Origin of the sequence: Fundidesulfovibrio terrae (assembly GCF_022808915.1) — a bacterium.
In the GTDB taxonomy this organism is placed as follows: Bacteria; Desulfobacterota; Desulfovibrionia; order Desulfovibrionales; family Desulfovibrionaceae; genus Fundidesulfovibrio; species Fundidesulfovibrio terrae.
In genome coordinates this window covers 124185-149835 of the sequence record NZ_JAKZFS010000005.1, presented here as the reverse complement: position 1 = coordinate 149835, position 25651 = coordinate 124185, and the positions used below count along the sequence as shown (strand labels likewise).

Sequence of the window (25651 nt, the reverse complement as noted above, 5' to 3'; positions counted from 1 at the left end):
GCGCATGAATTTCTTCGAGTACAAGGACGGCCAGCTCTTCGCCGAGGGCGTCCCCGCCGCCGAACTGGCCAAGCAGTACGGCACCCCGCTCTACGTCTACTCCGCAGCCACGCTGCGCCGCCACTTCAAGGCGTTCGACTCGGCCTTCGACGGCCTGCCCCACATCACCTGCTATTCGGTGAAGGCCAACTCCAACCTGAGCTTGCTTGGACTCCTCAAGGACTGCGGCGCGGGCATGGACATCGTCTCCGGCGGCGAACTGCACCGCGCCTTGGCCGCTGGCGTGCCCGCCTCCAAGATCGTCTACTCCGGCGTGGGCAAGCGCGAGGCCGAAATGCGCCAAGCCCTGGCCGCTGACATCCTCATGTTCAACGTGGAGTCCATGGGCGAGCTGGAACGCCTGTCCGCCGTGGCCTCGGACATGGGCAAGACCGCGCGCATCAGCCTGCGCATCAACCCCGACGTGGATCCCAAGACCCACCCCTACATCTCCACGGGCCTGAAGAAGAACAAGTTCGGCATGGACATCGAGCAGTCCCTGGCCGCCTACTCCAAGGCCGTGACCCTGCCCAACATCGAGCCCGTGGGCATCGACTGCCACATCGGCTCCCAGCTCACCACCCTGGAGCCCTTCATGGAGGCCCTGGACCGCATCATCCGGTTCTACGACCGCCTGAAGGCCATGGGCATCCGCATCGAATACCTCGACCTGGGCGGCGGCCTCGGCATCACCTACAACGAGGAAGAGCCGCCCCACCCGGCTGAATTCGGCAAAGCCCTGACCGGCGTGCTGAAAGACCACCCCATGACCCTTATCCTTGAGCCCGGTCGCGTCATCGCCGGCAACTCCGGCATCCTGCTCACCGAAGTGGTCTACACCAAGAAGACCCCCTCCAAGGACTTCATCATCGTGGACGCCGCCATGAACGACCTGGTGCGCCCCTCCCTTTACGGGTCTTTCCATGGCATCAAGGAAGTGACCCCCAAAGGACGCCAGGTCCTCAACGTGGACGTGGTCGGCCCCATCTGCGAATCCGGCGACTTCCTTGCACGTGACCGCGACATCCCCGCCGTGGAGTCCGGGGAGCTGCTGGCCGTGTTCTCGGCCGGGGCCTACGGGTTCACCATGTCGTCCAATTACAACTCGCGCCCCAGGGCTGCCGAGGTGCTGGTGGACGGCGACGAGGTGATCCTGGCCAGGAAGAGGGAGACTTATGATGATCTGATCGCGTTGGAGAAAGGCGAGTAAGAATAAAGATGCCTCCGGCGGCCAGGGGGAGAAGCCTCCCCCTGGACCCGGCAATAAACGGGATTTAGCGATGAAATCTCAGTCGATAGATTTTATCGAGGTGGAGCAAAAACGACTCACACTGGAGACCTTGGACGATATTGATGCTGGACGCATTGTCGAACATCAATCCGTTCTGGACAGGGTCGAGAGCGTCATCTCCAACCAGATACACACGCGCGAACAACGATAAGATAAGGCCGGAGGCGCTACGCGCCCCCGGCCCGTCCGTTACACCGACGTCAAATCGAACTTCGTCTCCACGCCGTCGTCCCAACCTTCCCACAGGAAGTCGTCAGCGCGCCCGTCGGCGATCAGCCTGAAGGCGTAGCGCACTTGTTCTTCGTAGAAACGGCAGAACGCGCCCTTCTTCTCCATGCCGCCATTCATCTCAGCCGCCTCTGCCGGACACGGCGAACCGCAGAAATGCCTGATGGCGCAACGCGCGCAGTCCTCGATGTCCTCCACCTTGCGGCCGGTGACTGCCAGGAAGGGTTTGCTTTGCAGGACGTCATCAAGGCTGTCCGAGAACAAGTTGCCGCCCTTGTAGTCCGGCAGGCCGATGAACTCGCTGCACGGGAAGATGTCCCCGCTGGGGGCCAGGGCGAAGAAGCACCGTCCGCCGCCGCAGGGCGAGATGTCGCACATGAGGCGGCGCGCGGTGGGAGCCATGACCGCCAGCAGAATGTTGGCGAAGTTGGCCACCACCAGCTTGCGCCCGGTCTTGGCGTACAACTCGTGGGAGCGTTCCAACGCCTTGACGAACCACTTGGCGGCCTCGTCCTCGTCGGGCTTGATTTCCCGCGCCCCGGGCAGGGTGCAGCGCACCATGTTCAGCAAGCAGGTGGAAACCTCGCGGGAGTGGAAATACTCCACGATCTTCGGCAGCGAACGGATGTTCAGGCTGGTCACGGTGCAGATGACGTTGAACGCGGAGTAGCCGCGCAGCTTTTCCATGACAGCGTTCACTTGCCGCGACACGCCGTCCCCGCCCCACGTGACCCGGGCGCGGTCGGCCACGACCGCACTGTGGCCGTCAAGCGAGATGCCGACGCCCACGCCGTTGTCCATGAGAAACGAAATGGCCTCGTCGTCCAGGAGCGTGGCGTTGGTCTGGACGCCGAACCGGAAATCGCCTCGGTAGCGTTCTATCCCGGCGAACATGGCCTCCCGGTTGAGCATGGGCTCAGCGCCGTGAAAGATGATCTGGGGGCGTGTTCCCTCCGGGAGCGTGGCCCGGAAGTGGGCTTTGAGCCTGTCCAGGGCCTCCAGCAGCCTGGGCTTGGACATGTGCTCGCCGTGCGAGCGCAGCTCCGACGGGATGTAGCAGTAGGCGCAGTTGAGGTTGCAACGCTCAGTGGGGTTGAAATAGACCGCCGAGGGTTTGAGGCCGAAGCGCAGGCGATGCATTTCCTGCGCGAATTCCTGGGCCTTCTGCTCGTAGGCGGCCATGAACGCGCGCCCGGTCAGGGTCTGACCGAGCTTCTCCTTGCGCACCAGCGCCCAGAAGGCCGTGTCCGGATCGACCACAGCCATGTAGTCGCGGTGGCCGATGTCCACGGGCTGCAGGGAGGGACTCATGCCTGTGTTGAAGAAGCGGCCCCCGCCGGGGGCCGCTTTGGAAGACGGCTGGGACATCGTTATTTCTTGGGATCCATCAGGATGTAGTGGGACAGTCCGGTGCCGTCGGCCTTGCAGGATTTCCTGAAGGCGATCACGTCTTTCTTGCCGTTCTTTTTCATGGTTCCTCCTTTGTTTCACCGTACAAACAAAAAAAGGGTTCCGGCAGGACTATCCTGCCGGAACCCTTTGCCTTCGGATTCCGTTGATGATGCGTTTCGACAGGTCTTCTGGCTCCCGGATCACTCGCGGAGGGGCCAGCCTTCCCGGGGAAAGCCCCAGTGACCGGCGTTTCGCCATGCCCTCCCGCGTCCCCGGATACAGCGGCGGGTCCGCCACGGATTCGCACCGTGTTCCATTATATCGAACGCATTCGGGGAGATACATACCCGTCGCCGAATGAAAGGTCAAACAGGGACGGGAGCTGGGCTCCGCCCGGATCCGCCAGGGGGATGATCCCCCTGGACCTCCAAAATGCTTCGCGGGCCAGACCGGCATGCCGGTCTGGCCCGCGAAGCGATAAAGGATTCCAAAGGGACTGATCCCTTTGGCCGCCGGAGGCATCTTACTCTTCCTCTGCTACTTCTTCCCGTACTTCACCAGCTCCGCGATATTATTCTGGGTATCAACCACCCGCACGAAATACCCCACATCCGGGGCGTACCACATCATGTAGGTCCCGCTCCAGCCGGTTTCGTTCCTCTTGCTCACCCGTATCCGGAACGTCTTGAAGGTACCGGCGGAAACGGTGATCTCCTCGGCGGCTTCCACCATGACCGTGTTGACGTAGTTCTGCGTGCCTTTGGCCAGGGCGGTGCTTTGCTGGAATGTCCGCGATTCGCCCACGGCCAACGGAAAGAATATATACGCGTCCTGTCCGGACGCGACAGAATACCTGAGCAGGGTTCCCTGGCTTTCCTTGACGCAGAAGTCCTTGTCCAAGCGCACCTTGCGGGTGGGGTCGCCGTTGCCTGTCAGGACGATCTCGTCGCCAACCTGTGCAACTTCCATGCGCTCGGCCATGGTGAAGGGGCTACGGGTCTTGGTGTTGAACACCCAGTAGTCGCCGGGTTTCCACTGCGGGGCCTGGGCCATGGGCATCTGCGCCACGGGCGCGGTCCTGGGGGCGCAAGCCGCGAGGAGCGCCAGAGCCAGCAGGGCGGGTATCAACCTGGGGGACGTCATATCAATCCGCCGCCTTGCGTTCCTTTGCCAGTTCCTCGGCACTCAGGCTCCACCAGGGCATGCCGTCCTTGGAGCGACGCACCTTGAGTTCCACGCCCTCGTCCTTCTTCACCTTGGAGGCCATGACCACGTCCTTGCCGCCGATATTGGCCCACACGCCCGCAACCTTCACCGTATCGCCCTTCTTGAGCCCGATGGAGTCCAGATCGACGAAATCCTTGGGGCCCAGGTGCACGGTCTCCACCTTGTTGTCTTTCTTGTCTCGCACAGTGAGCCCGACGCCCTTGGCCATGCCCGGCAACGGCGTGATCTCGATGATGTCTTCCACGCGGCCCTTGAAGGAGTCGGCCTCCTTGGCGTCATAGAACTTGTCGTATGCCCCGCCCTTTTCCCAGCCTGTGGTGTCGGGCGTGCCGCCCTGGGCGGCGAAGGCCAGGGCGCCGAGGAACAACAGGGCGAGCACGGTCAGGAGCGCGCCACGGATAATCGGTGTCATGGAAGTCCTCCGGAAAGGGGTTGATCGGATGATGGTCAAATTACTCCGCGACGGCCTGCGTGTAAAGAATGCGCTGTGCCTCCCCGGAGCTTTCACCAGGCTGTCGGGAGAGCGTTTGATCAGTCCGTCCATACGCCATCTGGATGTAACGCATCAAAACAATTTGGCATCAAAAGCATGCTCTCGATTTCTGAGTCGGCGCCACTAGCCGGACTTGGCGTTCCAAATCCCTTCGCCAGCGCTTCGGAGGCGGACCATGGCGTAATCGTATTCCGGCTCGCCCGAGAAGAGAAACTGGTAGGAGATGTTCTCGCGGCAGAACGCCTCAAAAGAATCCTCCCAGTCCACTTCGGGCAAAGGCTCGTGGCGTTCCATATGGAAGACGGCAAAGAGCGGCTCCCGGCTGAAGGCCTCTGAACCGAAAAGATATTTTCCGGTCATGTAAAATGGCTTTCTTCCCACGATCACCGGGTTCCGCAAAGGTTCCGGAAGCATGGCCATCGCAAAGGAATGCATCTCGTTCAAATAGAAGTTTGCGTACAGAAATGACCCCCACCTATGCATCTCCCCATCCATGCTGTTTTGTTCCGTTTCGAGAAAAAAGTTCGCCTTCATACGCAGGCAATAGACATCCGTATCGTATATTGCCAGTGCCATCTTGTTGATTCCCACATCCAGGGGAAACTTCATGAGGTAGACTATGTAGAATCCCTTTATGAGGTCGAACAATTCGCCGACATATTCAGGCCTGTTGAAATCAAGGAATTTTTCATTGACCGTTGTGCCAAAAATATTTTGAAGCATGATAGACGGCGGAACTCCATCCGACTTCCCTTTGACAATGGCAGTCACGAAATCAGGGTCGGCATGACGCACCGAATCATCGGCAAGCAACGCCGGAGGGATATTCAGCAGTGAGGCATATCGCACCAGCCTGTCATATGCCACCCCGCACCGGATATCTTCCTTCACGGTTTTAATGCTTTTAGGCAAGCCGCAGAATTCCCATCGTTTCATATTGAAAATATGACCTGGTACATTCGTATTGCTTCCCCAAGATTTCTGAAGAAGCATGAACGCCATGCGCAGTTTGTCACCGGCATGGAGCGCCCGGTTTTTCCGTGGCCTGCCCGGCGTGCCATTACCAGAATCGCATTCCATCCACCTTCCCTCCCCGACCAAAGGCCGTCCGGAATTTGAACAGTTCTATCCAGGCATTTTCTGCCCCTTTTTTGGCCGAAAATAAACCAAAAAAGGACCATTGCTAAATGTGCGTTTGCCCCCCAACTACATGTTCACGCAGGGGCGATCTGACCCTGACAGGCTGGCGACGGACGCGTGAGCAGAGAATGCAGCCGTGAAACGGCGCTGGACGGATGCGCCCGTGAACGTCCGAAGGGACCTTGGTCCACGAGCGGCAGCGTGAGGACAGTCCGTGAATCTGTCCCTGTCTTCAAACGATTTGTCAGGAGGGTCGACCATGATGCGGCGCTTCCAGACATCCTCGCCCCGGAGTATCGTTCCTCAGCAGAGTGAGTCTCGCAGCAGCTTCCGGGTGAAAGTAACCAGGGAGCTCATCCTGGAGTTGGCGGTATGGTTCAGCAACAGCACAAGTGTCCAGCGAATCCACCTGCGCGACCTTGGACCTCCCACGTTCATCCTGGGCAAGCCGCCCCACCCTCTCATCAACAACATTTCCGCCGGAGGCATGGCCCTGTCCTTCGAAACATCCTCTCCCCGGCAACTCGACGCTTTCCACAGCCACCTTCCCCTGGCCCTCGTCTACTTCAAGATTCAGGACGCCACAGGAGGGCATTCCAGCCCGTTGTCATTCATGGCCGGCTATGAAGTGAGACGCGTTCAATACCTCTCTGGCCGGATGTATCTCGGCATGAGCCTGGCTCTGGACGGAGTCCCCCATCCCGAGGAACTGGTCCTGGATTTCGTAGACGCCCGCAGGTACGGCATCGCCTGCCTCACGAAGTGGTGCGAAGACATGGACCGCCAGGCCAGCCATGGGGAATGCCGCAGGACGTTTTCCGGCTTGCGCCTTGACATGCTTCTCAACCAGCTGGACATTGCCATGATGGAATTGCCCGGCCGAGCAGTTTGCCCTGACATGTGAACCCGGTTGAGCGGAAAATCCAAATGCGACGCGAACCCGATACCTCAGGCGATCTCAGCGCGTGCCGGACGCGGCGAGGACAGAATGCCGGTCCAGCAGCTCTGGGCAACCAGGGCGGCATCCACAAAATCGCGATCTCCGAGCTCAGGGTGGGGATGGAGGTGGTGGACACGGGACTGTCCTGGACACAGCATCCCTACCTGTACTCCGAGGCGGGCCGGATCACTTCCGCGAGACAGATCAAGGACCTCGTGGAGCAGGGATACCGGGATCTGTTCATTCAGGACGCCGGCTCGGACCGGCTGATCGAGGAGGCTCCTGTCCCGGAAGATAAAGCCGCCTGCGGTCATAACGTTGCCCACCCGCTCCCGGGCGCGGAGGACTACGCCCGTGCCCTGGGCCTCTATGACGACTCTTTCGGCGTGATCAATTCGTTCATCCTGGCCGCCAAACTGGGCAGGCCCATGGATCGGGAGGCATCGGTCAGGCTCGTGGAAGGGCTGATCGACAGCGTGACCAGCAACCCCGACGCCCTGGTCAGCCTTGTGAGCCTTCGCTTCAACGACGACTACACCTTCACCCACTGCATCAACACGGCCGTGCTGGCCGTGGTCTTCGGGCGTCATCTCGGCCTGGAAAAGCCGAAACTGCGCAGGCTGGGGGAAGCCGGGCTTTTCCACGACCTGGGAAAAACCAGGATTCCCGAGGAAATCCTCGACAAGCCCCGCCGCCTGACGCCGGAGGAGTTCCGCGTCGTCAAGGCGCACCCAGCGGAAGGGGCGGCCATCCTGGAAAAACAGGACATGGTCTCGGACGGGGTTCTAAGGACAATCCGCGACCATCACGAGAAGTTCAACGGAACCGGCTATCCCCTGGGCGTTTCCGGGGACAGGCTCTGCCTCTCCGCGCAGATAGTGGGCCTCGCCGACTGCTACGACGCCATGACCAGTCACCGCCCCTACAGGCGGGCAATTCTGCCGAACACGGCCATGCGCATCCTGTTCGCCATGCGCAACAAGGATTTCTCCCGTGATCTGATCGAACCTTTCATCAAGTGCCTGGGCATCTATCCAGTGGGAAGCCCGGTTCGCTTGAGGAACGGTGAGGTGGCCCTGGTGTGCGGGGCCAACCCGGAAAGCCCCCTCCTGCCCACGATCAAGATCATCATGGACGCGAACATGCGCCCCCGCCCTCACCGGATACTGGACCTTTCCTCCCCTGAGGCCAGAGCACTGGGTGACGACATATCCATCGCCACGGCTCTGGACATGTCCGTCCTGGGCGTCGATCCCGCCGGATTCCTCTTCTAAGGCTGTTACCACTTGACGATTCTGCCGGGGCCCCTGGGAAACGGAAACGCCCGGCGCGGGCCGGGCGTTTCAAGATGCATTTTGTATACGGATTGAATCAGCAGGTGAACTGGCCGTTCTCGTAGACCACCAGGGTCCCGCCGCCCTTGAGCGTGGCGGTGACGCGCTTGTTTTCGGTGTTCACCAGGTCCCAGTGCAGGGCGGAGTCGTTGAAGCCAAGCTCGGCTTTGCGGGCTTCGGTGAGCTGGGCCGGGTCGCCGTCGAAGGTGTCGGAATACGAGCTGCCCAGGGCCACGTGGCAGTTGCCGTACTCACCACCGAAGTTCTCGTCGAAGAGGGTGTTGGCCATGAATTTGTCGATCTTGGAGAAGCGGCGGTCGGTAAGCGAGAACTCGCCAAGCTTGTTGGACCCGTTGTCCATGGCCACCTGTTTCTTGACGAACTCCTCGCCCTGCTCGGCCTTCACATCCACGACTTCGCCCTTCTTGAATTCCAGGCGCACGCCCTTGACCAGGTTGCCGCTGCGGTAGGAGGGCTGGTCGGCGAAGTAGACGCCCTCTGTGCCACGCCAGTCGGGGGAAAGGAACAGCTCGAAGCTGGGGATGTTGTGGCCGGAGATGCCCTTGAAGCGGCGGTGCTCTCCGGGCGTGACCGTGAGGTCCACGCCTGCGGATTCCACATGGTAGGAAACCACGGCCAGGCCGTTCAGCCAGTTCTTGATTTCCATGGCCTCGGCGAAGATGCGGTTCCACTCCTTCACCGGGTCGGCCGCGCGCAGGTGGCAGGCCTTGATGATCTGTTCGGTGAACTCTTTCTTGGAGAGGCCCGCGCACCGGGCGTATTCGTCGGTGGGGCAGACGCACAGGGTCCATCCGAACTGTCCGGCCTCCTCGCGTTTGACCAGGATGTCCCGGAAGGGCTTGCGGGCGATGGCGGTCTGGGCGATGCGCTTGGGGTCGATGCCGGAGAGGTGCGTCAGGCTGTCGGGAGCCAGGATGTGCACGGCCCCGTGCAGGTTCTCGTAAAGTTCCTTGGTACCTGGGGCGATGAAGGAGAGCTGGCTTTCATTGGCCAACTGGTAGAAGTCCAGCTCCATGCGCGAGGTGAAGGTCAGCCGGGGCACCACATTGATGCCGCGCGCCATGAGTTTGGCGAACAGGACCTCGGCCAGCTTGAGCCCGGCCAAGTCATACTGGACCAGCACGGTGTCGCCCGGTTCGTAGGGATTGGGGCGGGAAGTGGTCAGCCCCCAGAGAAGGACGTCGGCGTATTTTTCGAGCAGTTTCGCGGTCAACACGGCGTGGGCTCCAGGTGGTTATTTTTCGGCATTTCGTCCATGCCGTTTGCCGAAAACCCGGTCGATTGTAAAGCGGACCGGCCGTCGCTCAACCGTCACGGACATCTGCCATGAGCCCAAGGGGGACCCGCCGCCATGCTGCCGTTCATCCAATCGGCCTGCCTCGTGACCCTGCCGAATGCAGCGGCGCGGGCGTGGAGATCAACGCCTTGTCCCCGGTCTTTCGCGTCACGGTGCCTTCCAGGGGGCTGCATCTTGAAAAGAAAGGCACAATAGGCTATAGGCTGCTGCTTCATGATCACCAAGGAGGCGGCAAATGCCCAAGGAAGACGCCATTGAAGTGGACGGAACCGTCCAGGAAGCGCTCCCCAACGCCATGTTCCGCGTCGAACTGGAAAACGGACACGAAGTGCTGGCGCACATTTCCGGCAAGATGCGTAAGTTCTACATCCGCATTCTTCCCGGCGACAAGGTCAAGGTGGAACTCTCCCCCTACGACCTGAGCCGCGGCCGTATCACCTACCGCATGAAATAGGCCCCCTCTTTCCGGGGGCCGTTCATGCCGCCGGACGGCAGCGCCCTTGCCCAAGATGGGCTGCAACCGTACCCTCCGGAGCGCTCTACTTCCAGATTTCCTGGAACATTCCGTCCAGGACCGTGTCCGGCAAAGGACTCGTCGATCGAGTCGCCGCCTGGATTTCCTGCATCCCCATCAACTTCCGGTAAATCTCCCTCGCCAGCAGGTAGTTCCCGTAACGCGCCAGATGCAGGTCGTCGGCCCAGACCCGCGGCGTATCCGGCATCCGGGAGACTCCCATGAGTGTGGCAAGGGGTTCCACGAGCGCGACGCTGTTGGCTTCGGACAAAGCCCGGTTGTCCGAATAGATGGTCCTGGCGCACAGGGAGAGCAGTTCCGCGAGGTCCGGATTGCCGATTTCGGGGGGCGACGCGCAGTCGTTCCCCAGCGCGGGCGTCTGCATGGGCTCATCCACCAGGACGGGCACTATCCCCTTCCTCTTGGCGTGATTGATGGCTACCTGAAGATTCTTCCTGTAGCCGAGAAGCTCGACCTTGCCGCACACGTCCGTCAGCCCGTAGCCTGACTCCTGATATCCCAAGGCCGCCAGGATGTACTCCCGCAGGATGACGAAAGAAGTCAGGTTTGGCAGCGAATCCGCCACTCCCGCCAGAAAACCGTATGACGGCGGCCTGGGCTCCCAAGGGATGTCCAGGGCTTTGCGCAGACGTACCAGCTTCGTCAGGGGCAAGGCCTTGGCCAGCCCCTGGTCGTTCAAGCCGTCCATGATGACGTACATGTCCGGCTGGAAGGCGTCGAGCCGTTTGGTTACCCTGAGGGCGGTATGGATGGTGTTGTACCCGAAAACTCCGCCGTTGATCACTTCAACGTGCCTGGCGGGGCCCTCGACCGTCCTGTCGAACATCTGCTGGAGCAATGCTGGATATGCATAGCGGTCGCCGTCAGCGCCGACACCGAGCGTCGTCGAGCCGCCGAGGCAGAAGATGCGGAAGGTTCCGGACGGTTTGGGAACCTCGAACTCGGGTCCGACAAAACCGAAAGCGTTCAGCCGGACCCCGTACGCTGTCATGCTCTTCTTTAATCTGAAACCGAGCAGTCTGTCTGTCTCGGCATTGATTTCCCAGCTGAACTTATGATGGTCGAGCAGTTGGAAACGCGGATCAGGCAGAGGCAAAGTCCGGCATAGGACCTCAACCACTGTCAGGACCAGCATGCTCACAAGTGCAAGGCGACGCAACGTCTTGAATCTCAGGGCCATATCTCTATTCCGTCCCGGGACCGCATGGCGATGCAGCCCCAGGCCGATTGTTCTACATTTGCGAAATCATCTCCATCAGGTCCTTGTTGACGTCCAGCAGCCTGTCGCGGAGTTCCACCTGGGCCACCCAGGGGCGCTCCTCGGCCTGGCGTTCATCGGAAGAGAATGGCTCGGCCAGCATGCCAGAGCTGCGCGTTTTTCCCCGTCAGCCGGATAACCAACCGCCCCGCCGGAAAACCGTCTCTGGGGACCGTCACTTCGTACCAAGACGATTCCGGACTCCATAGGTCGTCATTCTCGGGTTTCTTCAACGCAAAAAGCTCCGTTCTCTCACCATTCACGCCGAACTTTTCGATAACGACACTGTCGTCACGCTCGAGAATCCGGGGGAACACCTTGAACGTTTCCGGGGCACTATCCAGGGTGAGTGTGATCTCCCCTTCCGTTCCGCCACCGTCCACGCCGTAAAAAGCCCAACCGTCCTTGTCCGGTACCGAATCCACGGCGCCTTTCACAGTGATGCCGGAGGGATCGAGAGCTTTTTCGGCCGAAATCCTTCCGGCCCCGTCCGCCGGGCGCCAAGCCATGATGCCGTCGAAAAGCCTGTCCAGCTCGGAATCCGGCAGGGGGCCGCTTGCTCCGAGTTCCCGGCAAATTCGTTTGTCTTCCAGAAGACTCCGGTAGACCTCCCGTGCGACGAGATAATATCCGTATCGCGTCAGGTGCAGATCGTCGGCCCAGGCCCTGCGAACCGCCTTGGCGTCGTGCAGAAAGCCGTCGAATATCCTCTGGGGATCGATGAGCAGGGTCTCGTTTTCGCCTGCCAGCAGAGCGTTCTCACTACGGATTCTCTCGCGCCCGAAGCGCAGAAGCTCCTCCAGATCGGAGTTGATCCGCACGGATGCGGGAGCCGTTTTGCTACTGCCCGGAGCCATCCTCATGGGCTCGTCCACCAGCACCGGCACGACACCTTTTTCCCTCAAGAGCGAAATGGCTTGCTGAAGATTGTCCCGATACCCGAAAAGCCTGAATTTTTCGTCTATCCTCTCTATGCCGTACCCGGCCAAGGGCTCGTAGCCGCTTGAGACAGCACTGCCCCACGCCAACTCGAACAGCATGGATCGTTTCAGGAGCGCAAGGGCCCAGGAGGCAGTTCCACTGACCGGATCACTCCCGGACGACCGCCCTAACCCTCTCCATGCGTCGAAACGAGACAGTTGATCGAGGGTGAGCGCCCTGACCGCATCCAGATCGTTGAGCCCGTCCATGATGACGCAGGCGTCCGGCCTGTACGCATCCGGATAGAATGAAGCACGTATGGCTGTGTGCAACGAGTGGTATCCGAACACTCCGCCGTTCACCACCTCGACCTTTTTGCCTCCCGAAAGAGGAGTCTTGTCGAACATGGCCTGCAAGAGCGCCGGATAGGAATAGATCGGCGAGTCGACTCCGGCGCCGAGCGTCGTGGAACCTCCGAAACAGAAAATCCGGAAAATCCCTCTCGGCTTCGGCACGGCGAATTCCGGCCCGATGAAACCACGTGAGTTGTGGGGAAAACCCTGCAGCGCCACTCCTTTTTTCAGGAGAAACCCCAGCACGGGATCATACTCGGCGGTTATTTCGGAACGAAACCTGTGATGGTCGAGCACTTGAATCCGCACGGCCGGCGAAGGGAAAATCCTGAGATACACTTCGCCGAGCACGGCAAGCGACAGCAGGGCCAGGATACATGTCGAAATCCGGATCCGGCGTGAAGGTCTGCGTTGCCGCAAATTGAATGTATTCATTATCTTGAAGAGATCAGCCGGAGGTTGAGCTGAGATATAGCGCCCGGAACGAAGTTGTTCCCGGCGGGTGCCCTGCCACCGAAACCGGAGCGCACCTTCGGGCGAGGCATGCGCCCCGCCGGTCACACATGACCGGACATCTTGAGCGCATGCCTCCCGCGAAAAACGTTACATCTGCGAAATCAGCTCCATCAGGTCTTTGTTGACGTCCAGCAGCCTGTCGCGCAGCTCCACCTGATCCACCCAGGGGCGCTCCCCTGCCCTGTCCAGGCGCTGCTTGAGCAACTGGAACTTGGCCTCGGTGTCGCCCAGGATGAAGCTCCAGTCCACTTTGGGCATGGCCCGCTCGGTGTCCAGGGTCACGGCCGTGGTCAGTCCCGGCTTGAGCGTGCATTCCTCGAGGTATTCCGGCTTGTGCACCGTGAACCCGAAGCGCGATTCGATAAGCCCGGACAAGGTGTTCATGGCCCCGTTTTCGCCGTGAACCAGGAACACCTCCATGCCATTCTTCTTGAAATGCCTGAGCCAATCGAGAATCTGGCTCTGGCCCGCGTGGGCCGAGAAGCCGCCGATGGTCCAGACCTTGGCGGCCACCTGCACGTCCTCGCCCAGGAGCTTGAGCGTCTTGGCTCCGTCCACGATCTTGCGCCCTGGCGTGCCCTGTCCCTGGTAGCCCACGAACACGACGCTTGCGCCCTTGCGCCAGAGGTTGTGGCGCAGGTGGTGCTTCACGCGCCCGGCGTTGCACATGCCGCTTGCCGAAATGACCACGGCCGGGCCGTCGGCGGTGTTGATGGCCCGGGATTCGTCCGCCGTGAGGGTGAACTTGAGGTTGGGCAGGGTGAAAGGATCCTCGCCGCTTATGAGCAAGCTCTTGATGTCGGCGTCCATGTACTCAGGATGCTGGCGGAAGACCTCCGTGGCCCGAATGGCCAGGGGGCTGTCCACGTAGACGGGCATGTCCTTGGGGAGCTTTCCGCTCTTGCCGAGCATGTGCAGCGAATAGAGCACCTCCTGAGTGCGCTCCACCGCGAAGGCCGGGATGATCACCTTCTCGCCGTGGGCGTAGGAGAAGGAGATGGCCTCGGCCATTTCATCCAAGCTTGACCCGAAATCCTTGTGGTCGCGGTCGCCGTAGGTGGATTCCAGGAAGAGGTAGTTGGCCTCCTCGGCGAATTTCGGGTCGTTGATGAGCAGCTGGTCGGGACGGCCCAGGTCGCCGGAGAACACCAGCTTGTTGGCGGTGCCGTTCTCGGTGACCCATATCTCGATGAAGGCCGAGCCCAGGATGTGCCCGGCGTCGCGGTAGACCACCTTGACGCCCGGGGCGGGCTCAAAAGGCACGTTGTATTCGATCACCTGCATCATGGGCATGACCGCCGCAGCGTCCGCCTGGGTGTAGAGCGGCTCCACGGGCTTGCCGCCGCGCCGGGCGTTCTTGCGGTTGGCCCATTCGGCCTCCATCTCCTGGATATGGGCGCTGTCCTGGAGCATGAGCCAAAGCAGATCCTTGGTGGCCGAGGTGACGAAGACTTTGCCCGAAAAGCCGTGGCGCACCATGCGCGGCAGAAGCCCCGAGTGGTCCATGTGAGCGTGAGTGATGAGGAAAAAGTCGATCTTTCGGGGCTGGTAGACCGAGATGTCGGCGTTGCGGGCCTCGATTTCGCGGTTGCCCTGATGCAGGCCGCAATCCACGGCGAAGCGCGTGCCGCCGGTCTCCAGCACGTAGCATGAACCGGTGACGGTCTTGGCCGCTCCCAGGAACTTGATCTTCATGAGTCTCCTCGGCTTGTTACGGTTGCCTTGCGGAAGGTGGGAGCACTCGTTACACCAATGCGGCGAGGATTCCAAGAAGCGCCGCCCGCCTGGAAAGCAGGCGGCGGGCATCGAACCCTGAACTTGGCGCGGCGCGGGACACCCGACTGCGGCAACGCGCGAGAGAGACCAGGATGGATGTGAAGATTGTCGATGCCACCGGCGGCCCTGCCCTGGAGGAAATACGGACGCTTTTCCGGGAATACTCCCAGGGACTGGGCATTTCCTTGTGCTTCCAAGGCTTCGAAGAGGAGTTGAGCGGGCTCCCGGGACGGTACGCCCCGCCCGGAGGGACCATCCTGCTGGCCCTGGCCGAGGGGGATGCCCCCGGTGCCGCGTCCGATGCCGAAACAGCCAGTGACGCCGGCTGGCGCGCCGCGGGATGCGTGGCCGTGCGCCCCCTGGACGAGCCCGGCGTCTGCGAGATGAAGCGGCTGTACGTCCGCCCGGACTTTCGAGGCATGAAGCTCGGCAGGCTCCTGGCCGAAGCCGCCATCGAAAAAGCCCGCGCGGCGGGCTACCGGGCCATGCGCCTGGACACCCTGCCCAGCATGGCTTCAGCCATCGCCATGTACGAAAAGCTCGGTTTCGCAGACATCGAGCCCTATTGCCACAACCCGCACGCGGGCGTGCGTTACATGGAACTCGCCCTGTAGCGCGCCCCGGGCAACCCCTATGAGCCACGCATCATGAACGACTTCTCCAACACCTTCCTCCTGGTCTACGCGGCCCTGTTCCCCATCGTGAACCCGGTGGGCAACGCCCCCATCTTCCTGGGCCTGACCATCGACAGCACCGAGGCCGACCGCAGGGCCCTGGCCCGGCGTGTCGGCGTCAACTGTTTCTTCCTGCTTTTGTGCGCACTCTTCGTGGGATCGCACGTACTGGAGTTCTTCGGCATCTCCCTGCCCATCTTGCGCATAGCGGGCGGATCGGTGGTCACGGCCTTCGGCTGGAAGCTCCTGCATGCGGGCGAGCACCTGAAGGACCATAAGACGCCTGAAGCCACCGGCATGGCGGTCAGCATGGCCGACGCCTTCTATCCGCTCACCCTGCCGCTTACCGTGGGGCCGGGCTCACTGTCCGTGGCCATTACCCTTGGCAGCCGCAGGCCCATAACCCTGGTGGACCTGCCGCACATCGCGGTGCTCGGCTCGGCGGCGGTCCTCGGGCTGGCGGCCATCGCCGCCACGGTCTACGTCAGCTACCGCTACGCCAGGCAGATCGTGGCAGCGCTCGGGGATACCGGCACCAACGTAATGCTCAGGTTGTCGGCGTTTATTCTGCTGTGCATCGGGCTGGAGATCGTCTGGACTGGGTACCGGGAGCTCATGGGCATCGCGCACTGAGCTGCACGGAGAGGGGGGAGAAGCCTCCGGCGGCCAAGGGGCTGCGCCCTCTGGACTCCCGTATAGGGGGGTCTTGGGGCGGGGCGGGGGCCCGGGAGCGTAGAGAACGCGGCAGTCAAACGCGCCGGAAGATTACTCAAGTATCGCTTGAAGGAATCTTCCGGCGCTCTTCGTGTAATTACGCTCCTGCCGCCTTGAAGGCCGCGTCCAGCATGGCCTTGGCCTCGTCCTGGATGCGCTTCAGGTGGTCGGGGCCCTTGAAGCTCTCCGCATATATCTTGTACACGGGCTCGGTTCCGGACGGCCGGGCCGCGAACCAGCCGTTTTCGGCCACCACCTTGAGGCCGCCGATGCTGGCTCCGTTGGAAGGGGCCCTGGTGAGCTTGGCCTGGATGGGCTCTCCGGCCAGGTCGGCGGCGGTCACGTTCTCGGGGGTGAGGCTCGAAAACGCCTTTTTCTCGGCGGCGGTGAGGGGCGCGTCCACGCGCTCGTACACGGGCGAGCCGAAGCGCTCGGTGAGCCCCTGGTACATGACGGCCGGGTCCTTGCCGGTGACGGCGGTGATCTCGGCCGCCAGCAGGTCCATGATGAAGCCGTCCTTGTCGGTGGTCCAGACGGAGCCGTCCTTGCGCAGGAAGGATGCCCCGGCGCTTTCCTCGCCGCCGAAGCCGAAGCTCCCGTCCACCAACCCGTCCACGAACCACTTGAAGCCCACGGGCACCTCGCACAGCGTGCGCCCCAGGGCCTTGGCCACCCGGTCGATCATGGCGCTGGACACCAGCGTCTTGCCAACGGCGGCGTCCGCGCGCCAGCCCGGCCGGTTCTGGAAGAGATACCAGATGGCGGTGGCGAGATAGTGGTTGGGGTTCATGAGCCCGCCGGTGGGAGTGACGATGCCGTGGCGGTCGTAGTCAGGGTCGTTGCCGAAAGCCACGTCGAAGGAATCCTTGTGCCCGATGAGTCCGGCCATGGCATAGGGCGAGGAGCAGTCCATGCGGATCTTGCCGTCACGGTCCACGGTCATGAAGGAAAAGGTCGGGTCCACCACGTCGTTGACCACGGTCAGGTTGAGCCCGTAGCGCTCGGCCATGGGCTGCCAGAAGGCGATGCCCGAGCCGCCCAGCGGGTCCACGCCGATGCGCAGGCCGCTGGCCTTGATGGCGGCCATGTCCACGACGCTTCCCAGATCGGCCACATAGGGGGTGACGAAGTCGTAGGCCGTGATGTTGGGCGCCTTGAGGGCCTGTTCGAAGGCGACGCGCTTCACGCCGGAGAGCTTTTTGGCCAGATAGGCGTTGGCCTGGGCCTGGACCTGTCCGGTGATGTCGGTGTCGGCCGGGCCGCCCGCCGGGGGATTGTACTTGAAGCCGCCGTCCTGGGGCGGATTGTGCGAAGGCGTGATGACGATGCCGTCGGCCAGGCCGCCCGACGCCGGAGTCCTGCCCTTGTTCCAGGTTAGGATGGCGTGGGAGATCACCGGGGTGGGCGTGTAGCCCTCCCAGTTCATGCGCGCCTCGACGCCGTTGGCGGCCAGCACCTCCAGGGCGGAGATCATGGCCGGGGCGGACAGGGCGTGGGTGTCCATGCCGATGAAGAGGGGACCGTCTATGCCCTTGGCGGCGCGATAGTCGCAGATGGCCTGGGTGGTGGCCCAGATGTGGTCCTGGTTGAAGGAGCCCGCCAGGGAGGTGCCGCGGTGCCCTGATGTGCCGAAGGAGACGGCCTGGGCGGGGTCGGCGGGGTCGGGCTTCACGCAGTAGTAGGCGCTGACCAGCTTGGGGATGTTCACCAGCATGGAGCGCGGAGCGGGCTTACCGGCCAGGGGATGCATGGACATGGGGCTCTGTTCCTTATTGATGCTTGTAGTCCGCCGGGGCGTGGAACTTGTCCAGGAGCGAGGCGAACTGCTTCACGAAGTCCTTGAAGTCCTCAAAGGTCATGTCGGTCTTGAGGGCGATGCCTTCGGAGGAGAAGCAGTGCGAGTCCGAGAAACAGCAGACGTCGAATTCGATGTCCACATAGACGGTGTTGGGCTTCTCGAAATAGCGGTTGAAGCTGATGCTGCCGTCGGGGTCGATCATGTCGATGCGCGCAGCGCCGAACCCGGACACCAGGGCGTCCAGGCCGTCCAGGGTGAACTTCACCGCGTCGGCGTAGAGGTTCATGCGGGCGATGGAATAGTCGTCGGTGACGTGCAGGGCGGGGTTGAACACCGGCTTGCCGTCGATGGTGGCGACGACTTCGATGGAATAGCCATAGTCCGTGGCTTCCAGGTCCAGCTCGACGCCGAGCACGCTGGAGTTGACCTTCAGGGGACATCTCATGTGATTCTACCTTCTTTATCTGAAATCGGAAAAAGCTACTGCTTTCCAGGGCCGCCCTGCAAGCCCGTATTGTCGAATATGCCGTAATCCTTGGGCGGGGTGTACTGGAAGATGTCCTTGGATACGGAGGGGTTCAGCTTCACGTTGTTAAGCGTCACATCGTTCAGGTTGCCGTAGAAATCCTCGATGCTGATGCGCGCGAGCATGCTGGTTTTCAGGTCAACCCAGGCGTAAGCCAGCACCATGGCGGGCTCGGCCTCGCGGGGCACGAGCTTGAGCTTCACCTGCCCTTCGGGCGCGCCCTGTTCCTCCTGGATGTGGAAATCCTCGCGCAGGTTGCCCTTGCCCGAAAGGAAGCGCAGCATGGTCTTGGAGCCCAGCACGTCCTCCACGCCGTAGCGGTAGGCGGACTTTTCCTCGGGGAAGGCGTTCCAGACCACGTCCTTGCCCACCACCAGAAGCTCCTTCTCGGGCTTCTCGGTCTCCCAGCGGATGAGCGACGGCTGGGCGAATACCAGCTTGCCGCTGCGGGTTTCCTTGTCCTTGCTGGCCGAGTTGACCAGGACCTGGGTGAAGTCGGCCGTGAAGGACGACAGGGCCTGGTACTGCTTCTGCACCTTGTCCGCCAGGGCGGCGATGTCGGCGGCCTGCGCGGTCTGGGCCATCAGGCCGCACAGGGCCAGGGCCATGAATATCCGTCTGATCATAGGGTCCTCTTATTGTCCCGCGTTCTGGATCGCGGCGAAGATGTCCTGGGGGTCCAGGACCACGTCCATGTCCTGGGTAAGTTTGTAGGAGACGACGTGGATGTCGTGGCGGAAAAGCGTCTGGGTGAAAAACGGCCCGAGCGCCCCGGGCACCACGAGAAATTTGGCGGCCCGCAGGGTGTGGCGCGACAGGAGCAGCTGCCCCACCCCGGCGTACAGGTCGGCTGGCGACAGCCTGGTCTTCACTTGGAGCGCGGCCAGCACGGCGTTGTCGGGCGAGACCAGCACCATGTCGCTGCCGGGGGCGGAGCCGATGCGCACGCGAAGCTTGCGGGACTCCACGTACCTGGCCAACTGCTCGCGCACGCCTCGGGCAACGCGCTGGTGCAGACCGCCGTGGACGAAGCCGGGGTCGGGACAGGATTCGTCCGGGGCTGCGGCCTTGGGACCGAAAACGATCTTGTCATTCCCGCCCGGCAGGAGCCCCTGCTCGTGCCATTGCCGGTGGTCGCTCACGGCGCTCACGAAACGGAACGCGTTGTAGGCCAGGGCCGGGCTGGATATGCCGGAGAGGATTACCGCCAGCTGTTCCTTGCCTTCGGGGGTTCTCACCTCGTGGGTTGCCAGGTCGTAGCCGTGCAGCTCGAGAAACTGCGGGAAGTGCATGTCTCGCTTCCCGACCCTGCCCGAATGGGCCACCAGCACGTCCTTGCCGAAACCAACGAAGAACCCGTTCATGCGCCCGTCGAAGCCCGAAACGGGAAAACTCATCTCACAGGCGGATTCGAGCCTGCCGCCCTCGGAGGGATCGTGCAGGCCGAACTGTAGCCAATGACGGTTGCTGGTGGTCTTCTCCGCCACCCAGAACCGGAACTTGGAGTTCCAGTGGATGTCGCTCTCCTGCCACACGCCCTTCCAGGACACCGTGCCCGTGGTTGCCACGCATCCCTTGGTCAGATGGCGCATGAAGGATTGGAAAGCCTTCCCGACCTCCACGGAGTCCAGGATGATACGCATGGCGCTAGTCCTTGCCCTTGAGCACGACGCGGGGCTTGCTGCCGTCGGCCGGCCCGAGCAGCCCCTCGCGCTCCATCTGTTCGATGAACCGCGCGGCCCTGTTGAAGCCTATCCTGAAACGCCTCTGGATGAGCGATATGGACGCCTTGCCCTGCTCCATGACGAACTCCAGGGCCTGGGGGTACACCGGGTCGGAAAGCGACTCGCCGTCGCCGAAGCCACCCTGGCCGTCGCCGCCGGAAGCGTCGTTCCAGCTGGCCAGGTCCATGAGGTAGCTGGGGGCTTGGCGCTCCTTCCAGTATTCCACCACCCGGGCGCTCTCCTCGTCGGAGACGAAGGCCCCGTGCATGCGCACCATCTTGGCTCCGCTGGGCTTGAAGAGCATGTCGCCGCGCCCAAGCAGGTGTTCCGCGCCCACAGTGTCCAGGATGGTGCGCGAGTCGTGGCGGCTGGTCACCTGGAAGGCGATGCGCGTGGGGAAGTTGGCCTTGATGAGGCCCGTGACCACGTCCACGCTTGGGCGCTGGGTGGCCAGGATCATGTGGATGCCAGCCGCGCGCGCAAGCTGCGCCAGGCGCACGATGGCGATCTCCACTTCCTTGGCGGCGGTCATCATGAGGTCGGCCAGCTCATCGATGATGAGCACCAGATAGGGCATGGGCTCGATCACCTCGACGTCCGGGCCGGGATTGGCAGCCAGCTTGGCGGCCTTCTCGTTGTAGCCGTCCAGGTTGCGCACCCCGAGCACGGCCATGGCCTCATAGCGCCGGTCCATCTCGGCCACGCACCAGTCCAGGGCGGACTTGGCCAGGGCCATGTCCGTGACCACGGGATGCACCAGGTGCGGCAGGTCGGCGTACATGGCCAGCTCGATGCGCTTGGGGTCGATGAGCAGGAGCTTCACTTCGCTGGGCTGGGCCTTGTAGAGAATCGAGAGCAGGACGCCGTTGATGCACACGCTCTTGCCGCTGCCCGTGGCGCCCGCCACCAGCAGGTGCGGCATGCGGGCCAGGTCGGCGGTGAAGGGGCGTCCCTGGATGTCCTTGCCGACGGAAAGCGTCAGCCTGGAGGGCGAACCGTTGAAGGCGTCGGACTCCAGCACCTCGCGCAGGTACACGGTCTGGCGCTTGACGTTGGGGATCTCCACTCCCACGGTGTCACGCCCGGGGATGGGGGCCTCGATGCGGATGGCCATGGCCTTCATGGCCAGGGCGATGTCGTTTGAAAGCCCGGATATGCGACTGACCTTCACCCCAGGAGCGGGCTTGAACTCGAACATGGTGACCACCGGCCCGGGCACGATGCGCACGATCTCGCCCTGGATGCCGAAGTCGCTCAAGCAGGTCATGAGGCTGGCCGACTGGGCGCGCAGCACGTCCTCGGAGGGGCCGCCCGCCTGAGCTGGCGGCTGCGTGAGCAGCGAAAGCGGCGGCAAAACGCCGTTTGCCTGCGCGCGGGCCGGTTTCGGCTGCGGCTTGGCGGCCGCCTTGGGTTTTGCGGGCTTCTCGCTTTTGGCCTGGCGTTTCACCACCAGCTCTTCATCAGGATCGTGGGGGTCGTGCGCCGTGGGTTCGTGGTCCCCTTCGGCCAGGGCCTCGCGTTCCGCCTTGTCCGGCCCGAACAGGAAACGCATGATTCCGGGGCCGATCTGGCTCCAGACGCCTTCGAGCGCGCCTTTCATCCGCGAGGTCTGCTCCTGCCAGGATATGCCCAGGAAGAGCTGCAGGCTGACGATGCCCAGAAAAGTGACCAGCAGGTACATGCCCACCGGGTGGATCATCCTGGCCCCGAAGCGGTAGAGCGCCCCGCCCAGGTACCCGCCCCCGGCTACCTGGTGAATCCTGATCCCCGGCCCCGGCCAGTCGGAGCCGAAGGAGATGAGAAACACCAGGAACAGCCCGAAGAGCCCGGCCCAGTGCCTGCGGGTGATGCCGATGAGGGGAAAGAGCCTGCGGATTCCGGCGTAGGTGAAAAGCGCCGGAACGAACCACGCGGCCAGCCCGAACAGGTCGGCCAAGATCCCTGCCAGGTAGGAGCCGATCACGCCGGTGAGGTTTGCGACCTCGCGTCCCTTGGCCGTGGTTTGGTTCAAGGTGGGGTCCAGGGGGTCGAAGGAGTACAGGGCGACCACGAAGAACAGGGCCACGAAAACGAGCGTGACCCCGATCAGCTCTTCCAGAATCTTCTTGCGTTCCGTCTCCATAACCCGCCCTGTTGGGATACTCCAAGCCCTGCCAGTACGCGAAAAAACCGGCGATTAAAAGCCGCTTGCCGCGCTTCCGGACGACCGCGCCCGATCCAAAACAAAAGGCCGTGGAGCGCATCGCCCCACGGCCTCGGATCATCATGTATTCGGGCTAGACGCGTCCCAGGTATTCGCCGGAGCGGGTGTCCACCTTGATCTTCTCGCCTTCGTTGACGAACAGGGGCACGTTCAGAGTGATGCCGGTGGACAGGGTGGCGGGCTTGGTGGCGCCGCTGACGGTGTCGCCCTTGAGGCCGGGCTCGGTGTGGGTCACTTCCAGCACCACGGAGGTGGGCAGGTCCATGTCCAGGGGCTTGGCGCGGTACATGAGCATGGTCAGCTCCATGCCGTCCACAAGATAGCCGCCCTTGTCGCCCAGCACTTCCTTGTCCACGGAGAACTGCTCGTAGCTCTCCATGTCCATGAACACGAAACCGGAGCCGTCCTTATAAAGGAATTGCATCTCCTTGGTTTCCATGTCGGGCTTTTCCATCTTCTCGCCCGAGCGGAAGGTGTTCTCCACCACGCGGCCGTTGAGCATGTTCTTCAGCTTCGTGCGGACGAAAGCGCCGCCCTTGCCGGGTTTGACGTGCTGGAAGTCCACGATTTCGTAAGGGATGTTGTCCAGCTCGATCTTGAGGCCGCGGCGGAAGTCGGTGGTGGAAAGCATTGTATCTCCTTGACTGATCACGAATTCTTTTTGAGCCAGTGCTGCCAGAGGGCAGAAACCGCAAGCGTATAGCTCATCATGCCGAAACCTGCAATCACCCCGATACAGTTCAGCCCGATGAGGCTCTGGCGGCGCAGGGGCTGGTCGGAGCGGGCCAGGATGTTGGAGAGGTGCACCTCCACGCAGGGGATGCCGATCCAGGCCAGGCAGTCCGCCAGGGCCAGGCTGGTGTGGGTGTAGGCCCCGGCGTTGAAGGCGATTCCGTCGAGCTTGTCGCGCCACGCCTGTTCCAGGCGGTCGATGAGCTGCCCTTCCCCGTTTGCCTGGAAATAGGACAGTTCGATGCGCGAGGCGGCCTCGCCGAGCGTCTCTTCCACCATGGAGCCCAGGGCGTCCATCCCCAGCGCCCCGTAGATCTCCGGCTGACGCTTGCCGAGATGCCCCAGGTTGGGGCCGTTCAGCACCAGGATGCGGCAATTGGTCATGTGCTCACCTTGCTTCTCTTTCGTGGGATTTCAGGATAACCTACGCAGCTGAGAAACATTATATGGAACAAAACATCGTGCGCAAGACGCTTCTTCTGGAAAAGACCATCTACGGCCAGGCCGACCTGATCGTGCCCGAGGTGCCGCAGATGGCCCTGGCCGGACGCTCCAACGTGGGAAAATCCTCGTTGGTGAACCGGCTGGCCGGACGCAAGCAGCTGGCCAAGACCAGCTCCACCCCGGGCAAGACCCAGAGCATCAACCTCTACAAGGTGGTCCCCGGCGACTACTACCTGGTGGACCTGCCCGGCTACGGCTACGCCCGCCGCTCCAAGGAGGAGCGCGCCCGTTGGGCCAAACTCATCGAACGCTACCTTACCGGCAACCAGTGGCTGCAGGCCGTGGCCGTGCTCATCGACTGCCGGCTCACGCCCCAGGCCAGCGACCTGGACATGGTGGCCTGGCTGCACGCCTCGGGCGTGCGGGTGGTGGGCGTGCTCACCAAGGCCGACAAATGCTCCCAGCGTGAACGTCAGGCCCAGAAGGCCCGCTGGGCCTCACTGCTCGGGGGCGAACCGCCGATCCTGTTCTCGTCCGTCACCGGCATGGGCTACGAGGAACTCTGGCGGCGCATCGACTCCATTCTCGCGGACGACGAAGAGTTCGAGGACGGCCTGGAGAGCGAAGGCAGCGACGCCGGGCCCGACGACGAGGACGTTTAAGAGTTTAAGATGCCTCCGGCGGCCAAAGGAACTGTGTTCCTTTGGAATCCTTTCCAGCTTCGCGCCCGCGTGAGTCGCTCCAGTGGTCCGGGCGGTCTGAGGCGGGCGTGACTTGCGCGGCGGGCGACGGATCGTCTTCAAATCGATCCGAGCCCGCCGCGCAAGGCGCGAACGGTCCAGGCCTCCCGGACCGCATGAATCTAGCGAACAAGCTAGGCGTTTTCGGAGTTCCTGAAGAAGTCTCGCAGGAACTCCTGCTCTTTCGGGCTCAGGTTGAAGCGCATTCCGGCTTCGCCCAGCACCTTGGCCAAGGGCTCTCCGGCGGCTTTCTGCTCCGAAACCCAGGTCACGGCTTTGCGCATCAGTTCCGATTGGGGCATGACGGTAGTCATGATTACAGCTCCGGTAGGATCGTTTATTACCAAACGGCAATCATCCATGTAACTTAAGCGGCCGGGGGTTGCAAGGAACACCGGACTGTCGTACCCCCTCGCTGGCCCGCTGCGGCGCTCCCCGACGCCGGGACCGGCCGCAGCGCGACATTACAATCAAGGGCGCACTTCCGCCCCCCGCAGAAGGACCTCATCATGGATCCCTGGCTCAGTACAGTCATCCTCGGCATAGTGGAAGGGCTTACGGAATTCCTGCCCGTATCCTCCACGGGACATCTCATCCTCACCGGAGTGCTGCTCGGCCACTCCGGGGACAAGGCCGCTTCCTACGACATTATCATCCAGCTCGGCGCGATCCTGGCGGTGGCGGTGATGTACCGCGACCGCTATCTGGCCCTGGTCTTCCCCCAGTCCAGGCAGCGCTTCGGCGGCAAGCGCGGGCTCACCCTGCTCTTCCTCACCTGCCTGCCCGCCTCGGTGGTGGGGCTCCTGGGGCGCAAGATGATCAAGGCCCACCTGTTCGCCCCCCTGCCCGTGGCCCTGGCCTTGATCGCGGGCGCGATCCTCATCCTCATCGTCGAGAGCAAGAAGACCGCCCGGGAGAAATACTACGACCTGGACGACGTCTCCCCGGCCCTGGCCCTGGGGATCGGCCTGTTCCAGTGCCTGTCGCTGTGGCCGGGCTTCTCGCGCTCGGCGTCCACGATCCTGGGCGGCATGATACTGGGCGCGCGGCGCAAGCTGGCCGTGGAATACTCCTTCATCAGCGCAGTGCCCATCATGATCGCAGCCACCTGCTACGAGACGTACAAGAGCTGGGGCGAGTTCGACATGGCCGACCTGCAGTTTTTGGCCGTGGGTTTCGTCGTGGCCTTCTTCTCGGCCTGGATCGCCGTGAAGTGGTTCATCGCCCTGGTGAGCCGCATGACCCTGCGCCCCTTCGCGGTGTACCGCTTTCTCCTGGCGCTCTCGGTGTTCCTGTTCTGGCCGAAATAAAATTGGAGCGAAAAAGCTCTTGCCA

At 62.4% G+C, this 25651-nt stretch carries 26 protein-coding genes and 1 riboswitch; of the genes, 8 read left to right on the top strand and 18 right to left on the bottom strand.

Annotated features, from left to right (window positions below; translation table 11 throughout):
- Nucleotides 1-4 precede the first annotated feature (4 nt).
- Entirely contained in the window at nucleotides 5-1249 is a 1245-nt protein-coding gene (gene lysA, locus ML540_RS15400; protein ID WP_243363193.1) for a diaminopimelate decarboxylase, read from the top strand.
- A 270-nt stretch (nucleotides 1250-1519) separates the two neighbouring features.
- Here lysA and cbpB read toward each other — a convergent pair whose 3' ends face one another.
- From cbpB to ML540_RS15375, 5 genes are all read right to left on the bottom strand, one after another.
- Nucleotides 1520-2926 (bottom strand): peptide-modifying radical SAM enzyme CbpB, encoded by a 1407-nt coding sequence (gene cbpB / locus ML540_RS15395; RefSeq protein WP_243363191.1) that lies wholly within the window; start codon nucleotides 2924-2926, stop codon nucleotides 1520-1522.
- Nucleotides 2927-2928: 2 nt separating this feature from the next.
- Complete coding sequence (gene cbpA / locus ML540_RS15390) at nucleotides 2929-3030, bottom strand: modified peptide precursor CbpA (protein WP_243363188.1); 102 nt, start codon at nucleotides 3028-3030, stop codon at nucleotides 2929-2931.
- A gap of 81 nt (nucleotides 3031-3111) precedes the next feature.
- Nucleotides 3112-3310, bottom strand: a riboswitch (cobalamin riboswitch).
- A gap of 177 nt (nucleotides 3311-3487) precedes the next feature.
- Entirely contained in the window at nucleotides 3488-4093 is a 606-nt protein-coding gene (locus ML540_RS15385) for a DUF3108 domain-containing protein (RefSeq protein ID WP_243363186.1), read from the bottom strand.
- Between the two features lies 1 nt (nucleotide 4094).
- Nucleotides 4095-4589 carry a MamS/MamX family magnetosome protein gene (locus ML540_RS15380; protein ID WP_243363184.1) on the bottom strand — a complete coding sequence of 165 codons (495 nt, stop codon included), beginning with the start codon at nucleotides 4587-4589 and terminating at the stop codon, nucleotides 4095-4097.
- Nucleotides 4590-4793: 204 nt separating this feature from the next.
- On the bottom strand, nucleotides 4794-5750 hold the full coding sequence (locus tag ML540_RS15375; protein ID WP_243363181.1) for a hypothetical protein: 957 nt from the start codon (nucleotides 5748-5750) through the stop codon (nucleotides 4794-4796).
- A 394-nt stretch (nucleotides 5751-6144) separates the two neighbouring features.
- Here ML540_RS15375 and ML540_RS15370 point away from each other — a divergent pair, with 394 nt between their 5' ends.
- Nucleotides 6145-6714 carry a hypothetical protein gene (locus tag ML540_RS15370; protein ID WP_243363178.1) on the top strand — a complete coding sequence of 190 codons (570 nt, stop codon included), beginning with the start codon at nucleotides 6145-6147 and terminating at the stop codon, nucleotides 6712-6714.
- A 23-nt stretch (nucleotides 6715-6737) separates the two neighbouring features.
- Nucleotides 6738-8024, top strand: a complete 1287-nt coding sequence (locus ML540_RS15365; RefSeq protein WP_243363175.1) for an HD-GYP domain-containing protein — start codon at nucleotides 6738-6740, stop codon at nucleotides 8022-8024.
- A gap of 97 nt (nucleotides 8025-8121) precedes the next feature.
- On the opposite strand, the gene ML540_RS15360 is transcribed toward ML540_RS15365, so the two are convergent.
- A complete protein-coding gene (locus ML540_RS15360) occupies nucleotides 8122-9321 on the bottom strand; it encodes an aminopeptidase (protein WP_243363166.1) in 1200 nt (399 codons plus the stop codon).
- 316 nt (nucleotides 9322-9637) lie between these two features.
- On the opposite strand from ML540_RS15360, the gene infA reads away from it, so the two are divergent.
- On the top strand, nucleotides 9638-9856 hold the full coding sequence (gene infA, locus ML540_RS15355) for a translation initiation factor IF-1 (protein WP_027190819.1): 219 nt from the start codon (nucleotides 9638-9640) through the stop codon (nucleotides 9854-9856).
- Nucleotides 9857-9941: 85 nt separating this feature from the next.
- Here the strand turns inward: infA and ML540_RS15350 are convergent, their stop codons facing one another.
- The 4 genes from ML540_RS15350 to ML540_RS15340 all read right to left on the bottom strand — a co-directional run bounded on the left by ML540_RS15350 (nucleotide 9942) and on the right by ML540_RS15340 (nucleotide 14680).
- Nucleotides 9942-11117: an SGNH/GDSL hydrolase family protein gene (locus ML540_RS15350; protein WP_243363164.1), complete on the bottom strand. Its 1176-nt coding sequence runs from the start codon at nucleotides 11115-11117 to the stop codon at nucleotides 9942-9944.
- 52 nt (nucleotides 11118-11169) lie between these two features.
- The gene (locus ML540_RS17860) at nucleotides 11170-11298 is read right to left on the bottom strand and encodes a hypothetical protein (protein WP_279343489.1); all 129 of its coding nucleotides are present in this window, start codon (nucleotides 11296-11298) and stop codon (nucleotides 11170-11172) included.
- A complete protein-coding gene (locus ML540_RS15345; RefSeq protein WP_243363163.1) occupies nucleotides 11270-12904 on the bottom strand; it encodes an SGNH/GDSL hydrolase family protein in 1635 nt (544 codons plus the stop codon). Before ML540_RS15345 ends, ML540_RS17860 begins: the two co-directional genes overlap by 29 nt.
- 168 nt (nucleotides 12905-13072) lie before the next feature.
- Nucleotides 13073-14680: an MBL fold metallo-hydrolase RNA specificity domain-containing protein gene (locus ML540_RS15340; RefSeq protein WP_243363161.1), complete on the bottom strand. Its 1608-nt coding sequence runs from the start codon at nucleotides 14678-14680 to the stop codon at nucleotides 13073-13075.
- Between the two features lie 179 nt (nucleotides 14681-14859).
- Here ML540_RS15340 and ML540_RS15335 point away from each other — a divergent pair, with 179 nt between their 5' ends.
- Both ML540_RS15335 and ML540_RS15330 read left to right on the top strand, forming a co-directional pair.
- The gene (locus tag ML540_RS15335; protein WP_243363159.1) at nucleotides 14860-15375 is read left to right on the top strand and encodes a GNAT family N-acetyltransferase; all 516 of its coding nucleotides are present in this window, start codon (nucleotides 14860-14862) and stop codon (nucleotides 15373-15375) included.
- Nucleotides 15376-15408: 33 nt separating this feature from the next.
- Complete coding sequence (locus tag ML540_RS15330; RefSeq protein WP_243363156.1) at nucleotides 15409-16068, top strand: MarC family protein; 660 nt, start codon at nucleotides 15409-15411, stop codon at nucleotides 16066-16068.
- A 178-nt stretch (nucleotides 16069-16246) separates the two neighbouring features.
- Here ML540_RS15330 and pgm read toward each other — a convergent pair whose 3' ends face one another.
- From pgm to ML540_RS15295, 7 genes are all read right to left on the bottom strand, one after another.
- Nucleotides 16247-17905 carry a phosphoglucomutase (alpha-D-glucose-1,6-bisphosphate-dependent) gene (pgm, locus tag ML540_RS15325; RefSeq protein WP_243363153.1) on the bottom strand — a complete coding sequence of 553 codons (1659 nt, stop codon included), beginning with the start codon at nucleotides 17903-17905 and terminating at the stop codon, nucleotides 16247-16249.
- A 13-nt stretch (nucleotides 17906-17918) separates the two neighbouring features.
- Complete coding sequence (locus ML540_RS15320) at nucleotides 17919-18392, bottom strand: hypothetical protein (protein WP_243363151.1); 474 nt, start codon at nucleotides 18390-18392, stop codon at nucleotides 17919-17921.
- A gap of 35 nt (nucleotides 18393-18427) precedes the next feature.
- Nucleotides 18428-19099, bottom strand: a complete 672-nt coding sequence (gene lolA, locus ML540_RS15315; protein ID WP_243363140.1) for an outer membrane lipoprotein periplasmic chaperone LolA — start codon at nucleotides 19097-19099, stop codon at nucleotides 18428-18430.
- A 9-nt stretch (nucleotides 19100-19108) separates the two neighbouring features.
- On the bottom strand, nucleotides 19109-20116 hold the full coding sequence (locus tag ML540_RS15310; RefSeq protein ID WP_243363133.1) for a hypothetical protein: 1008 nt from the start codon (nucleotides 20114-20116) through the stop codon (nucleotides 19109-19111).
- Between the two features lie 4 nt (nucleotides 20117-20120).
- On the bottom strand, nucleotides 20121-22319 hold the full coding sequence (locus tag ML540_RS15305) for a DNA translocase FtsK (RefSeq protein WP_243363131.1): 2199 nt from the start codon (nucleotides 22317-22319) through the stop codon (nucleotides 20121-20123).
- Between the two features lie 154 nt (nucleotides 22320-22473).
- Nucleotides 22474-23031, bottom strand: a complete 558-nt coding sequence (efp, locus tag ML540_RS15300; protein WP_243363121.1) for an elongation factor P — start codon at nucleotides 23029-23031, stop codon at nucleotides 22474-22476.
- Between the two features lie 17 nt (nucleotides 23032-23048).
- Nucleotides 23049-23516: a type II 3-dehydroquinate dehydratase gene (locus ML540_RS15295; RefSeq protein ID WP_243363118.1), complete on the bottom strand. Its 468-nt coding sequence runs from the start codon at nucleotides 23514-23516 to the stop codon at nucleotides 23049-23051.
- A 77-nt stretch (nucleotides 23517-23593) separates the two neighbouring features.
- On the opposite strand from ML540_RS15295, the gene yihA reads away from it, so the two are divergent.
- The gene (gene yihA / locus ML540_RS15290) at nucleotides 23594-24238 is read left to right on the top strand and encodes a ribosome biogenesis GTP-binding protein YihA/YsxC (RefSeq protein WP_423747899.1); all 645 of its coding nucleotides are present in this window, start codon (nucleotides 23594-23596) and stop codon (nucleotides 24236-24238) included.
- Nucleotides 24239-24450: 212 nt separating this feature from the next.
- On the opposite strand, the gene ML540_RS15285 is transcribed toward yihA, so the two are convergent.
- Nucleotides 24451-24630 carry a hypothetical protein gene (locus ML540_RS15285; RefSeq protein ID WP_243363103.1) on the bottom strand — a complete coding sequence of 60 codons (180 nt, stop codon included), beginning with the start codon at nucleotides 24628-24630 and terminating at the stop codon, nucleotides 24451-24453.
- Between the two features lie 195 nt (nucleotides 24631-24825).
- Between ML540_RS15285 and ML540_RS15280 the strand changes: the two genes are divergently transcribed.
- Nucleotides 24826-25626 carry an undecaprenyl-diphosphate phosphatase gene (locus ML540_RS15280; protein WP_243363101.1) on the top strand — a complete coding sequence of 267 codons (801 nt, stop codon included), beginning with the start codon at nucleotides 24826-24828 and terminating at the stop codon, nucleotides 25624-25626.
- The last annotated feature ends 25 nt before the right edge of the window (nucleotides 25627-25651 follow it).